The organism is Acinetobacter sp. YH12068_T, assembly GCF_024606005.1.
Classification (GTDB): domain Bacteria; phylum Pseudomonadota; class Gammaproteobacteria; order Pseudomonadales; family Moraxellaceae; genus Acinetobacter; species Acinetobacter amyesii.
In genome coordinates, this window is the sequence record NZ_CP094555.1 from 876,279 (window position 1) to 890,368 (window position 14,090).

General features: G+C 41.1%; 14 protein-coding genes. 10 read left to right on the plus strand and 4 right to left on the minus strand.

Going from position 1 to position 14,090, the window contains the following annotated elements; all coding sequences use genetic code 11:
• Positions 1 to 92: 92 nt before the first annotated feature.
• Positions 93 to 2,144: a site-specific recombinase gene (locus MST18_RS04275; RefSeq protein ID WP_078192207.1), complete on the minus strand. Its 2,052-nt coding sequence runs from the start codon at positions 2,142 to 2,144 to the stop codon at positions 93 to 95.
• 31 nt (positions 2,145 to 2,175) lie between these two features.
• Positions 2,176 to 3,153, minus strand: a complete 978-nt coding sequence (gene sdsA / locus MST18_RS04280) for an All-trans-nonaprenyl-diphosphate synthase (RefSeq protein WP_078191391.1) — start codon at positions 3,151 to 3,153, stop codon at positions 2,176 to 2,178.
• A 459-nt stretch (positions 3,154 to 3,612) separates the two neighbouring features.
• Between sdsA and rplU the strand changes: the two genes are divergently transcribed.
• The 10 genes from rplU to MST18_RS04330 all read left to right on the plus strand — a co-directional run bounded on the left by rplU (position 3,613) and on the right by MST18_RS04330 (position 11,931).
• Entirely contained in the window at positions 3,613 to 3,924 is a 312-nt protein-coding gene (gene rplU, locus MST18_RS04285) for a 50S ribosomal protein L21 (protein WP_078191390.1), read from the plus strand.
• A gap of 19 nt (positions 3,925 to 3,943) precedes the next feature.
• Entirely contained in the window at positions 3,944 to 4,198 is a 255-nt protein-coding gene (gene rpmA / locus MST18_RS04290; protein ID WP_067764378.1) for a 50S ribosomal protein L27, read from the plus strand.
• 181 nt (positions 4,199 to 4,379) lie between these two features.
• Complete coding sequence (locus tag MST18_RS04295) at positions 4,380 to 4,646, plus strand: hypothetical protein (RefSeq protein WP_180132944.1); 267 nt, start codon at positions 4,380 to 4,382, stop codon at positions 4,644 to 4,646.
• Complete coding sequence (locus tag MST18_RS04300) at positions 4,562 to 5,722, plus strand: YadA-like family protein (protein WP_218952697.1); 1,161 nt, start codon at positions 4,562 to 4,564, stop codon at positions 5,720 to 5,722. The genes MST18_RS04295 and MST18_RS04300 overlap by 85 nt, the downstream gene beginning before the upstream one ends.
• 232 nt (positions 5,723 to 5,954) lie before the next feature.
• Positions 5,955 to 6,650, plus strand: coding sequence for an outer membrane lipoprotein chaperone LolA (lolA, locus tag MST18_RS04305; RefSeq protein WP_111885313.1), 696 nt, complete (start codon positions 5,955 to 5,957; stop codon positions 6,648 to 6,650).
• A 161-nt stretch (positions 6,651 to 6,811) separates the two neighbouring features.
• Positions 6,812 to 7,603 carry an RsiV family protein gene (locus MST18_RS04310; protein WP_180132966.1) on the plus strand — a complete coding sequence of 264 codons (792 nt, stop codon included), beginning with the start codon at positions 6,812 to 6,814 and terminating at the stop codon, positions 7,601 to 7,603.
• A 117-nt stretch (positions 7,604 to 7,720) separates the two neighbouring features.
• Positions 7,721 to 8,992 carry a serine--tRNA ligase gene (serS, locus tag MST18_RS04315; protein WP_180113759.1) on the plus strand — a complete coding sequence of 424 codons (1,272 nt, stop codon included), beginning with the start codon at positions 7,721 to 7,723 and terminating at the stop codon, positions 8,990 to 8,992.
• Between the two features lie 73 nt (positions 8,993 to 9,065).
• Positions 9,066 to 10,466, plus strand: coding sequence for a siroheme synthase CysG (cysG, locus tag MST18_RS04320; RefSeq protein WP_180132965.1), 1,401 nt, complete (start codon positions 9,066 to 9,068; stop codon positions 10,464 to 10,466).
• 316 nt (positions 10,467 to 10,782) lie between these two features.
• Positions 10,783 to 11,262 carry a tRNA (cytidine(34)-2'-O)-methyltransferase gene (locus tag MST18_RS04325; RefSeq protein ID WP_111885295.1) on the plus strand — a complete coding sequence of 160 codons (480 nt, stop codon included), beginning with the start codon at positions 10,783 to 10,785 and terminating at the stop codon, positions 11,260 to 11,262.
• A 168-nt stretch (positions 11,263 to 11,430) separates the two neighbouring features.
• Positions 11,431 to 11,931 carry a hypothetical protein gene (locus MST18_RS04330; protein ID WP_078192201.1) on the plus strand — a complete coding sequence of 167 codons (501 nt, stop codon included), beginning with the start codon at positions 11,431 to 11,433 and terminating at the stop codon, positions 11,929 to 11,931.
• A gap of 92 nt (positions 11,932 to 12,023) precedes the next feature.
• On the opposite strand, the gene MST18_RS04335 is transcribed toward MST18_RS04330, so the two are convergent.
• Together MST18_RS04335 and MST18_RS04340 are read right to left on the minus strand one after the other, a co-directional pair.
• Positions 12,024 to 13,589, minus strand: coding sequence for a PT dipeptide repeat lipoprotein (locus tag MST18_RS04335; RefSeq protein WP_180132964.1), 1,566 nt, complete (start codon positions 13,587 to 13,589; stop codon positions 12,024 to 12,026).
• A 70-nt stretch (positions 13,590 to 13,659) separates the two neighbouring features.
• Entirely contained in the window at positions 13,660 to 14,055 is a 396-nt protein-coding gene (locus MST18_RS04340; RefSeq protein ID WP_180132963.1) for a hypothetical protein, read from the minus strand.
• Between the last annotated feature and the right edge of the window lie 35 nt (positions 14,056 to 14,090).

Below are 14,090 nucleotides of genomic sequence, written 5' to 3' on the forward strand. Positions count from 1 at the left end.
TCATCAGTACACTTTATTTCAAGTATGTGTAAATCATACTGATTTTATTTTTTGTGTTCATTTACATCTTACTAAAATAAAACACAAATCTGCTAATGATTGTTCTTGCTGGCTTGTGTGCCATCTTCAACTTCAAGTGGGGTTTTCGGTGGCCAGAAAAAATCACTTGGTCGCGTTAGAAAATGAGTCATCACCAGTTTAGCCAGTGGTTTCCATTGTTCAAATCTTACGCGACGTGCCCGTAGTGCCACAATAATGGTTAACGTGAAACTGACGAATAAGTTGGTAAGACCGATCAGAATAACCCCTAAGAATGACACAATGATTAAGCCAATGTCTGGTGAACCATTAATATTGATGAGGCCTTGAATGAAGTTGGCCGAGGCGAAGGCGATATGGCGAATATCTAAAGGTAAACCAAAAATAAATCCAATTGTTCCCATACTGCCCAGCATGATCCCGAATAAGAAGTTACCTGCTAAAGCACCTAAGTTTCGCTCAATGTAAGCGGCAAGCTTATCCAGTCTCTCTTGACCCATGATGCGTTTTAACTTTGGATGTGCTTGAATCCGTGGTCCAACTTTGCGATAGATCGCCATGTTGTCAAAGTACCCAGCAAGCAAACCTGATAAAAACAAACAAACTCCAGCTATCGCAGCATGTGGCACAGCCAGTGAGGTAAATGGATTGAGGTCGTGTAAGGTTTTAGCTGCTTTTGCATGATTCATTAATGGCTCATGTAAAGCCATGTCCCAACTTAATGCGATCAATGCTGCAACAGGAATCGCAATACTGATGTTGCCTAAGATTGCAATAAACTGGGTTCGAATGATGTTAATAATTAGCGCGGCAAGTTCGGCAATCTGCGCCATTTTCGAGCCTTTACGATGCTGAACCGTCGAGGCAAGGGCGGCAGCTGTCATCGCAGGCTGTTTAGTGGCAACAGTAAAATGTAGAACATGAATCAGCATAAAGCCGAAAGAGTAGTTCAGACTATACGAAATGGCTTGCATGAGCGGTGCCATGCTGACACGGGCCATCAGCACTTTTAAAGTTGCCATACATGCAATGATCACACCGGCACCTGCCGCAGATCGGTACATGCTCATAAAGCCTTGTTTGTCCGTACTTACATAGTGTTCGCCAGTTTTACTTGCGTTTTCGGTGACTTGTAGGGCAACCAATTCGCTATTGGTGGCGAGCAAATCGCGCACACTGCGTTCGCTATAAATCGCTGACGTCACATCACTGAGTAAACTACCCATAGAAACATAGCGGACATCATCTTCTTCAACAATCAGGTTGAGTAAGATTTCTAAGCGATCTAAACACTGTTCTAAAAGCGACAATAAGTAAGTCAGGCTGACACTTACGCCAATTCGTTTGGTCGCACGCCGAATCTTCAGCACCACATCACGACATTGTTCCAGCATTACCAACGCTTGAGAAGCATCTGGCGGTAGCACAGCACTCATTTCTTCAGCACTTTGATGGAGCTTTTTATACTGCTGAATAAAATCATTTATTTCACGGTTTTGCACCAAAAAAGGTGATTCATATTCGGTCAGTTCAGGCTGTGCATTAATAAATTCAGGATATAAGCCAATACCACTTACCCGATAGGACAAAACGGTAATGGCTTTAATTAACTCACGGCGAATTTTCTTTTTTTCTTCCTGATTGCTATGACCTTGGTTAAACAGTCGAAATAGCTGCATCCATTGCTGATCATCAATACTGTCCAGCCAATATTTGTCGCTATGACGATAAAAAACTCGACGGACTAAATCTTGTAATTGAGTTTCGTCATTGATCAGAGGAAGAAAATGTGCGCCAAGCCGTTGGAACAGTTGTCCCCAAAAACCATCGAGAGACAAAATACCCGTGTCCGCATATAAACTGGTTTGTTTATATCGGCTAATGAGTTTTAGTACAAAGCTTTGCAAGGTAGAGGCTGCATCTGGCGTGATGAGTAAAGCTTGGATGAAAGCCTGAAATTTTTTCTTAATTTCGTCGGTATTTTTTGTATCTTCTGGTCGAATTCGGTTGACCAATTCGATCAGCAAGTTTTCATCCAGCACAGCCCGAGGGGTATCGAGCTGTTGCTGCATGGTCAAAAAGATATCATTGAGTTTTATATGCATAGGCAAGGGGAATTACGATGAATATTATTAATTATTGAATTCGGTGTAATGCCAAGTTTGCGAGGTTGATTAAAGCTTGACGATATTCAGTATCTGGTAGCGCTGCTAAAGCGGCTAGTGCTGCCTCAGTTTCTTCAGTCGCTCGTTGGCTACAATAATCAAGTGCCCCAGAGCTTTGTACAATCTGAATAACACGCTCTAAATCTGCCGTACCACCTGTGGCAATACTGCGGCGAATAATGTCATGTTCTTCGCCAGTGGTATTCTTTAAGGCAGAGATTAAAGGTAAAGTTGGTTTACCTTCCATCAAATCATCGCCAATATTTTTACCTAATGTTTCAGCATCTGAGGTGTAATCTAAAATATCGTCAATAATTTGAAAGGCATTTCCAAAGTGTCCGGCAAATTTTCTAAGCGGTTCACGGTACTCTGGTGTACCAGTCAGAATCGCTGCACCTTCGGTAGCGAGCTCAAATAAACGCGAAGTTTTACCGTGAATAATATCTAAGTAGGTTTGTTCAGTGGTTTCAGGTTGGTGCTGTGATTGAAGTTGTAAAACTTCACCTTCAGCAATTTCACAGGTACCCGTTGAAAAGTCTTTGAGTAAAACTTTGCTGTCTAGATCCACCAATAAATCAAAAGCGCGAGAAATCAAAAAATCACCCACTAGTACGGCAGTTTGATTATTCCATGTCGCATTTGCGGTTGGGCGACCACGGCGTAATCCCGATTCATCGACTACGTCGTCATGAACCAAGGTTGCGGTATGTAGCATTTCAATAATTGCTGCAAGTTTACGGTGTTTTTCTAAATCTTCTGCGCCACATGCCTTTGCTGCAAGTAAGCACATAATGGGACGCATGCGTTTACCGCCTGCTTCAACCACATGTTTACTGACAGCCATGACCAAGGCAACTTTAGACGTGATCCCTTCATTAATAAATTTGTCCATCGCAGCAAAGTCAGTAGCAACAGGCGCGAGAATATCTTGCTTAAAGTCGATGGTCATATGAAGAGAAACCTCAATAATTTTTGAATTACAGACGTAGTGTAGCAATTTGTTATATGAATAACAGATAAGAACTTACTCAATTGACTTAATCTTAAGTGATTTTTTTCATCAAGCGGAAGTATTGTACTTATTTTTTAACAGACTTTTATCTTTAGCATGTTGTTTGAACAGCATGTTGTTGATGTCAGTCCAGTGTATATTAGCGAATTGTTGCTAAAAATCTATGTCAAACCTTGTCAAAAGCATGATAAGTGAAATAGAGCACTCATTTTAATACTTTTAATGACACTGTTTATATAATAAACGCATACTCATCTAATATTTTACGGAAATGACTTGTTGTTTTTCGGGTTATCCCTTAAAATCTTTGCCTTTGCGAAACCCCAGTGACGATCGTTTTAAGATCGGTATATCCCTTTACCGGCACGACAACACGGGCATGTTTGGAGTACTTAAATGTACGCAGTAATCCAAAGCGGTGGTAAACAACACCGTGTAGTTGAGGGTGAAACCCTTAAAGTAGAATTATTGAAAGCTGAAACTGGCTCAACTGTTACTTTTGATGACGTGTTGATGCTTGTTAACGGTGACAGCATTCAAATTGGTGCACCAGTAGTAGCTGGCGCTAAAGTAACTGCTGAAGTAGTTAGCCATGGTCGTCACGACAAAATCCGCATCATCAAAATGCGTCGTCGTAAACACTATCGTAAACAACAAGGTCACCGTCAATGGTTCACTGAGTTGAAAATTACAGCTATTTCAGGCTAATTACGAGGAGTAAGTAGACATGGCAACTAAAAAAGCCGGTGGTTCGACTAAAAACGGTCGTGACTCGAACCCAAAAATGTTGGGTGTTAAAATCTACGGCGGTCAATCTGTGACTGCTGGTAACATCATCGTTCGTCAACGTGGTACTGAATTCCACGCTGGTGTAAATGTAGGTATGGGCCGTGACCATACTTTATTTGCAACTGCTGACGGCGTTGTGAAATTCGAAGTGAAAGGCCAATTCGGTCGTCGCTACGTATCTGTTGAAGCGTAAGCTTTAATAGAAAAAAACCCGCATTTTTGCGGGTTTTTTTTCGTCTGAATAAAATGTGAGGTATTTTTTAGATTGTTACAAATGATGTACAAATCAATAAATTCACCATAAATAGTGATTTAAATCACAAAAAAATAAAGAGCGTAATAGAGGAGTACAAATACAAAAAAAGGATAAGGACATGAATAAAATATTGAATACAGTTTTTATCAATGCTGACTATCAGAAAAGGAATTGTCCTGATAAAAGCCAACAAATTGCATTTGAAAAGACACTACAACTTGGTGAAATAACTTCAATCGCTATTAAAGCTGTACCAAAATTACTTGCTGTGAGTATTTTACTTTCTCTAGGCTCAATTGCATGGGCTGGTGGGAGTGGCTCGTTATACCTGAGCATACTTGTAATCGTTGCAATAGTGGAATTCCTGGCCCAGAAGGGCCAATAGGTCCTCAAGGTCCTGCTGGTGAAAAAGGCGATACAGGAGCAGGAGCAACAGGCGCTACTGGTAAAGATGGATTAAATGGCCGAGACGGCATCGATGGTAAGGATGGGTTGAACGGTCTGAATGGTAGCAATGGTTTAGATGGTGCAAGTGCTTATCAAGTTGCGGTGAACAATGGTTATGAAGGCAATGAAGACCAATGGTTAGAAAGTCTACGTGGTGCAGTTGGCGCACAAGAACTAACTGGTGAAAATGGTTTCAGTGCATATGAACTTGCGATAAAAAATGGATTTGTCGGTACTGAAGTTGAATGGTTGTTGAGCTTAAAAGGAACAGATCCGTACATTAAAATACAATCAAACGTTGCCAATACAGCACCTAAACCAACTGCGAATGGACAAGATGCGATTGCAGTCGGTGCAGGTAATAAAGCTGATGGTAATCAGTCTATTGCCCTCGGTGTAAACAATATAGTCAGTGGTGATGGATCTGGTGCAGTAGGTTCAAATAATACAGTCACAGGTAATAATACCTATGTGGTTGGTAACAATATCAACACCTCTGCAAATAATGCTATTGTACTTGGCAATGGTTCAAGCTCTGACCGCAATAATACGGTTTCCGTTGGCTCGGCTGGTGCAGAGCGGCAAATTATCCATGTGGCAGCTGGTACGGCAGACACCGATGCGGTGAATGTGAAACAAATGCGTCAAGCAGATCTAGAAGTGCTAAATAATTCAAAAGCATATACAGATCAGCATGGGGCAAATGTACTCAACCAAGCCAATAGTTATACCAATCAACGTGTGAATGAATTGAATCATAATTTCAATAAATTTAAAGATAATGTTTACGGTGCTGTTGCTTCAAGTATTGCAATCTCCTCCTTACCGCAACCCACAGATGCTGGATATAACATGTTTAGCGTAGGTATGGGGACTTGGGAAGGTTCACAAGGCTATGCAGTAGGTTTTAGTGGAGTAACTGAGAGCAATAAATATGTGTATAAATTGGCTGCAATAGGGAACTCTGAAGGTGACTTTGGCGCTGGTGCATCGATCGGTTGGCAATGGAAATAACTCAATATTGGATTATTAAAATTGCTAAATCGTTGTTTAACTATTTGAAAGGCATTTGAATCAAATCAAGTGCCTTTTTATTTTATATTTCTCCATCATGATGAATAAAAAACAGCAATTTGCATTAATAACCATACAAAACTTCTTTTTTTCTCTAAATTTAGTCAATGAAAGTGGTTTAAGATGGAGCCATCTAACAAATTGCGTTGATGCAAATATAAAAGGTGAATCTATGAAAATGCTTCGTAAAACCATCTGTGCTATGGCATTAGGTGCAGCGACACTGGCACCGGTTATGAGTACGACAGTATTCGCGGCACCAGTTGCAGCGTCGGAGCAGCAGGCAACTGCCAATTTGGTGAAACAATTATCGGGTATTAAAAGTTTTACAGCTAACTTTCAGCAAACTACAAAAGTGACTAACCCCAAAGCAACTCAAAAGAAAGGTTTAAGTGCGCAGCATATGAACCAGACTTTTACTGGGGTCATGAAAGTTCAGCGCCCGGGTAAATTCTATTGGGAAACAACCAGCCCATCTAAGCAAACTATTGCGACCACAGGTAAAACAGTTTGGATCTATGACCCAGACCTACAACAAGCAGTACGCCAAAGCTTAGATGACCAAGTTGCGAATACGCCTGCATTATTATTGTCAGGTAATACTGCTCAAATCATGAAGTCTTATCGTATTACACAGCCGAATAAGACCAAAACTTATTACACTTTATATCCAAAAAGTGATGATGGTGTGTTTCAAAGCTTAACCATTAGTTTTGGTGCGAAAAATGCGCCGACTTTAATGATTCTCCAAGACTCATTAGGTCAAACAACCCATGTACGTTTCAATAATGTGAAGGTGAATGCGTCTATTCCAGCGTCAACCTTTAATTTTGTACCTCCAAAAGGTACGGACATTATTGATCAATAATTCTCATAATCGAAAAAAAGCAGACATCGGTCTGCTTTTTTTATGGAGAAATGTAAAGCCAGCAAGCTGAATATAAGAGAAATTTAGTAGTATGCTGATATTCACAGTTTGCTTAAATGAAGTGACTTGTGGTTTTGACTGTTGCTATAGGGAATTTTGGGATGAAAAAAAATCATATGAATAATATAGCTTGGGCTGTTTCAGCTGTGGTTTTAGTCGGGTCATTAACGGCCTGCCATCCTCGAAATGAACCTGTTGAAGGTGAAACATCGGAACAGAAGCCAGCAGTCGTCGCTGATGCGATTCCACTTATTCAATCTAAATCAGTTGCGATGCAATTACCAAAAGCACAGGCTTGCGATGCGGAAGGCTGTACCCAATATACGATTCAAACGGTTGAAACCAATGTTGATTGGATTAATCAATATTTTACTGATCGGATTAAAAAAGCAGACCCGATTGCATTTTCAACTGAGCAGAATCAAAAAATCGATTTATCAGACAAGACGGATGCAGGCCTAAGTCAAAGTACCACTTCTGTTCGATATATTAGTCAGTGGGGACATATCGCAACTTTTGCAATCGAAAGCTATACCTACGCAGCGCATGCGGCTCATGGTATGTCCCATGTTGAATATGTCAATTTTGATTTAAAAGCCAAAAAACGTTTGGCTTTACAAGATGTCTTGGTCAAAGGTGCAGATGCGAAAGTGATTAGCGCACTTTTTGATGCCAACTATATGTGGTTAGATAGTCATGATATTGAACGTTCAAAACTTCAGTTAAGCGATAATTTTTATTATGGTGCGAACGGGATTGTATTTGCTTATCCACTGTATGAATTGGCGAGTTATGCAGAGGGCATGCCTGAGCTAAAACTTCCATATTTTACGGCTAAAGGACTATTTAAACCTGAATATTTACCAAGTTTGCCAAATTACGACACCAAATAAGACAATTTGAAGCAAGATTATTGGTCTAATAAGGGGCAGCTGTACGCTCGGTCACTGTATTTTTGAGTGTTAAGAGCTTACACTATAGCCAGTTTTTTTCTTTACTTAAGATTGGCTATGATCGACCCGAAATTACTCAGAAATAATATTGAGGCTGTAAACTTAGCCTTAGCAAAACGTGGTGTTCAACTTAACGTAGCAGAGTGGGCAGACCTTGAAGCTCGCCGTAAGGAAATTCAGTCTAAAACTGAGTCGTTACAAGCTGAACGTAATGCTGGTGCAAAACAAGTTGGTCAAATTAAAAAAGCTGGCGGTGATGCATCTGAAATCATGGCACGTATGTCTGCTATTGGCGATGAAATTAAAGCGGCTGAACTCGCACTTTCTGAGCTTCAGGCTGAACTCGAAGCCAAATCTTTATCGATTCCAAATTTACCTCATGAGTCTGTGCCAGAAGGTAAAGACGAAAATGACAATGTTGAAGTTCTAAAATGGGGTACACCACGTCAGTTTGATTTTGAAATCAAAGACCATACTGACCTAGGTGAAATGATGGGTGGTTTAGAATTTGAAACCGCAACTAAATTGACTGGTACTCGTTTTAGCGTACTCAAAGGCCCATTGGCGCGTTTACAACGTGCAATTACCCAATTTATGTTAAATACACATACCTTGGAAAATGGCTATACCGAAGCTTATGTACCGTATTTAGTTAATGCAGACTCTTTACGTGGTACAGGCCAATTGCCTAAATTTGAAGAGGATTTATTCAAACTTCAAGGCGAAAAAGAATACTACCTGATCCCGACTGCAGAAGTGCCTGTAACCAACTTCGTGCGTGATGAAATCATTGATCCAGAACGTTTGCCATTAAAATATGCAGCGCATACGCCATGTTTCCGTAGTGAAGCGGGTTCGTATGGCCGTGATACACGTGGTTTGATCCGTCAACACCAATTTGACAAAGTAGAAATGGTTCAGATTGTAAAACCTGAAACTTCGATGGATGCTTTGGAAGAATTAACGGGTCATGCCGAAGGTATTCTTCAAGCATTAGGCTTACCATACCGTAAAGTCGTTCTGTGTGGCGGAGACATGGGCTTTGGTGCAATCAAAACTTATGATTTAGAAGTTTGGGTGCCAAGTCAAAATACCTACCGTGAAATTTCATCTTGCTCATGCATGGGTGACTTCCAAGCACGCCGTATGAAAGCGCGTTACCGTGCTGACCAAAAGAAAACTGAGTTTGTACACACGCTGAATGGTTCAGGTTTGGCAGTTGGTCGTACTTTACTTGCCGTGATGGAAAACTATCAACGTGCAGACGGTTCAATTGAAATTCCAGCAGTACTTCGTCCATATATGGGCGGTGCTGAATTTATCGATTAATAGTCGATAAAGTGCATACATTTGTGCACAAAAATTGCTTAAGACAATCAGATTTAAACTATTGAGGTCGTGTGTGGATATCTTTCCAATCTCTTTGAAGTTGCAGCAGCAACCTTGTCTGATTGTTGGTGGTGGTCGAATTGCATATAGAAAGGCTGTGCTGCTTGCAAAAGCGGGCGCTCAGCTGACAGTTTGCTCACCCGAAATTGAAGATGATTTATTGACCTTGGTTAATAAAACCCAAGGTCAATATCTCAACTCGATTTATCACGAATCGGTTTATCAAGAAAATGCCATTGCGCTGCGTCAGTTTCGTTTAGTGATTGCAGCAACCAATGACAAAGCGGTCAATCAGGCGGTTTTTGAAGCCTGCGAAGCTGAAAATGTCTTGGTTAATAGTGTCGATGATCCGCCGCATTGCCGTTTTATGGTTCCTGCGATCATTGACCGTTCTCCACTGGTCATCTCCGTTGCATCTAATGGCACATCGCCAGTACTCTCGCGCCAAATACGTACCCAGTTAGAAAGCTCGATTCCGCATGGCATGGGCAAACTGGCTGAGTTCTCAGGCCAATGGCGCGCAGCCGTTAAAGCCAAAATTGTTAATCCAGATGAACGTCGTATTTTTTGGGAAGACTTGTATGCAAGCCCGCTCAAAGAGCAGGTATTCAATGACAATTTCACTGAAGCCAATCGTTTGATTGAACAGGCCTTATTGGAATGGAAACAGCCGAAAGGTGAGGTGTATTTGGTGGGTGCAGGGCCGGGTGATCCTGAACTGCTGACCTTAAAAGCCCTGCGTTTAATGCAGCAAGCGGATGTGGTGATCTATGACCGTTTGGTCTCTCAGCCGATTATGGACCTCTGCCGCCGTGATGCAGAGAAAATCTACGTAGGTAAGGCACGATCCAATCATGCTGTTCCGCAAGAAGGCATCAATGCCTTACTAGTGAAATATGCAAGTGAAGGAAAACGCGTTTGCCGCTTAAAAGGCGGAGATCCGTTCATCTTTGGCCGCGGCGGTGAAGAAATTCAGGAGCTGTTTGCGGCAGGCGTTGCCTTCCAAGTCGTTCCGGGAATTACTGCTGCCTCTGGATGTTCGGCTTATGCAGGGATTCCTTTAACGCATCGAGATTATGCGCAAAGTGTACGCTTCTTGACAGGGCATCTGAAAGAAGGTTCACCTGAGCTACCTTGGAATGAGTTGGTTTATCAAAATCAAACGCTCGTGCTGTATATGGGCTTGGTCGGTCTAGAAAAAATTTGTGAGAAACTCATCGCGCATGGGCAGCGTCCAGACATGCCTGTCGCATTGGTTTCTAAAGGGACGACTCCTGAACAAAAAGTCGTGGTCGGGACATTGGCAGATATTGCATCTAAAGTCAGTGAATACCAAATTCAGGCGCCTACATTGACCATTATTGGTGATGTGGTGAGTCTGCGTGAACAACTTCAATGGCATGAGCGAGGATAAGCAACGCAACGCGTTGCCCGAGCGCAAGGCGAAGGCTATGCCTGAGCAAAGAGGATAAGCAGGCTGCTGAATTGTCCAAATGCAAGGCGAAGGCTATGCCTGAGCAAAGAGGATAAGCAAGTTATTGTATTGTCCAATTGCAAGGCGAAAGCTAAGTACAAAGGATATGAGTAAGTGGATTGTCCTCGTGTAAAGCGAAAGCTAAGCAATGTAGATAAGCAAGCGCTTGTTGTACCATCTAAACTTATACTACAGCTATAGAAACTATAGCCTGAGCTTTAAGCCATTATTTAACTAAAGAGTAGAGAAAAAAACTGTGATCCATGTTGTTTTATACGAGCCAGAAATTCCTGCAAATACAGGGAATATCATTCGTTTATGTGCCAATACTGGAGCGCAGTTGCATTTGGTCAAACCATTAGGTTTTGAGCTGGATGATAAAAAACTCCGCCGCGCCGGTTTGGATTATCATGAATGGGCACACATGAAAGTATGGGAAAACTTTGAAGAATGCCTTGCGGGCTTAAAAGCGCAAGGTATTGAGATGGATGCCATTTATCCATTAACCACCAAAGGTTTTGAAACACCGCATACCTCTAATTTAAATCGTCCTGTGGCACTGTTGATGGGGCCAGAAACACGTGGTTTGCCGGAAGATGTCCGTATGATGTTCCCAAAAGAACATTGGATTCGCCTGCCGATGGCACCAAATTCGCGTAGTTTAAACTTGTCTAATGCTACTGCTGTGATTTTATATGAAGCTTGGCGTCAGCAAGACTTTAAAGAATTGGTCTAAGTGTGATCTGTTCAAAAAGCCGCTCTATCGAGCGGTTTTTTATTGGGAGTGAACACAGTGAACCGTTTACAGCAATGAAGTTTTGTAAAATAAGGGCTTAAAAACTTCAGCATCAATATAAAAATGTGTATAAGAACACTGTGAAGAAATAAAACGGGTACTTAAAACTTGAAATCTATAAATTTAAAAGCTTTTGGTGTCGTGATTGCGACCGGATTCATTTCATCAATGAGTTGGGCTAATCCAACCGTATCGAACACAACAGAACAGACACCAGTGACCGTCACTGCAACTACAGAAAATGTTCCAGTTGTACCGAAGGTTGAGGTGATCAAGCCTTTTACTAAGGCTGAAATCCAGCAGGGCATGCTGGAAATGCAGCAAAGACAAAATCAGCGTATTGAGGAATGGGGAAAAACACTAAAAGCCGACGATTTTGAACGTTCATGGTATGGTGGTCGTCAATTGAAAAAGTCCAAGCGTCAGGAAGTTTGCGGGATCTATCAGGGTTTAGTGAATGAAACCTATGCGTTGGCACAAAAAAATAAAGCAAGATTGAGTCAAGCGGATCAAAAACAAATATCAGACCGCAATCAATTTATTCAAAGCTTAGGTTATGAAAATAATATCGTTGATACCAAGATGGGTTTTAATTGCCGCTTAAAATAAGTGATTTTTATCACTGCTTTGATTTATGTGAATGATCCATGTCCTTGATGTAAAAAATAAAGGACATGGAAAAGCTCGAGATACCTCATGAATTAATCAATTAAATTAAAGTCACTCAGTTCTGTTTGTAGATGTTTTGGATTATTTGCAAACAGCAGTTGACCACTGGTGTATAACCAACCCAATTGACCTTGCTGCTGAAGACGTTTCAGTAAGACGTCGTTAAATGTCGACGTTGCAAAGACAGTTTCACTAAAGACTTTAAACTCACCGACATTAGTGTTTTCACTGTCTTTCATAAACAGCATGCCGTTTTTGGTGGTTGAACTCATATCTAAAGCACGGCTGACTAAGCGGTAACCGTCTTTAGCTTGCTCATCAATCAACTCCTGTAATTTTAAGCTGCGCTCTACACTATTGCTGCCGGTTGGGTAAGTTTTATAGCGATAGCTGTAGGTGCCATGGTGTGCGCTGCTATTTATACAGGTTGCAACTTTAGGACTGTTTTGATTGCCGTTCAGAATTTCAGGACGAAAACCTGTGAAATAGCTTTTGAATTGAATAATACGGCAGCCTTGGGCACCCAGTGTATTGAGCATAGTTTCCAGTTGCACTGGGTCTACGAGCGGGGAAACATAGCCGCTGTCGTAGGTATATGTCGCGGTATCATTTTCTTTTTTAATGAAATAATCTTTGAAATTCAGGGCATTGGTTGGTCTGACGCTATGCAGGTATTGATAGCCTGATTTACCTTTTTCATTTAACTGATTACGCCATGTAAAATATATGTCAGCGATAGAGGGTGCTGTACGGTCTGCCACAATATGATTGAAACGCGTATTTTCATTGGCAAGTTTCATGTAGCTATTAACATTACCATTGTCCAAAGTTTTAGAATCATAGCCAATTAACTTATAACCACTTTGTCCCATTGTATTGAGCTGAGTTAAGAAGTTTACTGTGTCGGTGGTATTAATAAAATTCTCAGACTTAAAGTCCGCAGCTGTGATTTTGGTTTTCGGTTTTAAATTGGTGAAGAATTCATTGGAATTTTTTGTATAGCAGCGGCTGTCCTTGAGTGGGTCAGTAATTAGTCCGCGTTGCATGATGATATAGCTAGGATTTGAAATCGTCGCGTTAATCACGCAGAAAGAATGATTATTTAAAAAAGTTAAGACACGGTTGCTCGTCGCGCCACCTCTGACTGGTTGAAACTTAATTGCATGATATTCAAAGTTATTTAGTGTTGCAGCCGGCTGTATTTCACTTATAACCATGTCATGAAGTAATTGATAGCGTTTGGAAATAAATTCACCGCTGCAAGTTTTACTTGAACTATTGTGTACCGCATATTTTAGTTCTTCGTTCACTGCACTGACTGAGTTTTCACTGGTTTTATGAATTGAAATTTGTGGTAAATCGCAATTATTGTTACCGAGGGCAGAGTTCCCTTGAATCCATTCTCCTGTGAATTTATCCGCTACAGTTGTTGGCGTTGGCGTTGGCGTAGGTGTAGGTGTAGGTGTAGGTGTAGGTGTAGGTGTAGGTGTAGGTGTAGGTGTAGGTGTCGCGCCACCATCATTGGAGCTTGATCCACCACAGCCCACCAATGTCGTAAATACAGCAGCGATAATGCTGATTTTGTGATTATTATTCATGACTAGTGCTCAATAGAGTAAAGTTGTTATGTACGGCTGATGCGGTTGTATAAACATTTAAAATCAAGATTTATTGAACAAGGTGTGATTCAATCCAGCCATTGCCATGTTCTGTAGTGACTTCGATCAAACCTGTTTTAGTCATGTTTCCCGCAAAAATAATATCTGCATTTTTTGACAGTTTATTAATGACTTGGCTCGATTTATCGGCAGTTTGATAAAGCGGTAGATTATTAATTTTAGGTCTGAGTTGCTGTCCCATGCTGAAACCATTTGCAACATAATTTGAGTTAGTCGTGGCCCGACTACCTGTCCATTCTTTTGCGGTATTCGATACTTCTTTGGATGTTTCATTAAATTGATTCAGCGTATTTCTTAAATCACGCATGGTATCGGCAAAACCTGCATATACCGGTATTGAAGCTAAAGACAGACTGCTAACAATGACTAAATGACGAATTTTCATGAACTTTCTCCTTTACTTTGTTATGTCATTCCGCG

Excerpts from the sequence above, each read along its gene's own strand:
- MST18_RS04340 (WP_180132963.1), bottom strand. The coding sequence starts at position 14,055 with ATGAAAATTCGTCATTTAGTCATTGTTAGCAGTCTGTCTTTAGCTTCA.
- sdsA (WP_078191391.1), bottom strand. The coding sequence starts at position 3,153 with ATGACCATCGACTTTAAGCAAGATATTCTCGCGCCTGTTGCTACTGAC.
- lolA (WP_111885313.1), top strand. The coding sequence starts at position 5,955 with ATGAAAATGCTTCGTAAAACCATCTGTGCTATGGCATTAGGTGCAGCG.
- rpmA (WP_067764378.1), top strand. The coding sequence starts at position 3,944 with ATGGCAACTAAAAAAGCCGGTGGTTCGACTAAAAACGGTCGTGACTCG.
- MST18_RS04300 (WP_218952697.1), top strand. The coding sequence starts at position 4,562 with ATGGGCTGGTGGGAGTGGCTCGTTATACCTGAGCATACTTGTAATCGT.
- MST18_RS04310 (WP_180132966.1), top strand. The coding sequence starts at position 6,812 with ATGAAAAAAAATCATATGAATAATATAGCTTGGGCTGTTTCAGCTGTG.
- MST18_RS04295 (WP_180132944.1), top strand. The coding sequence starts at position 4,380 with ATGAATAAAATATTGAATACAGTTTTTATCAATGCTGACTATCAGAAA.
- rplU (WP_078191390.1), top strand. The coding sequence starts at position 3,613 with ATGTACGCAGTAATCCAAAGCGGTGGTAAACAACACCGTGTAGTTGAG.
- serS (WP_180113759.1), top strand. The coding sequence starts at position 7,721 with ATGATCGACCCGAAATTACTCAGAAATAATATTGAGGCTGTAAACTTA.
- MST18_RS04335 (WP_180132964.1), bottom strand. The coding sequence starts at position 13,589 with ATGAATAATAATCACAAAATCAGCATTATCGCTGCTGTATTTACGACA.
- MST18_RS04275 (WP_078192207.1), bottom strand. The coding sequence starts at position 2,144 with ATGCATATAAAACTCAATGATATCTTTTTGACCATGCAGCAACAGCTC.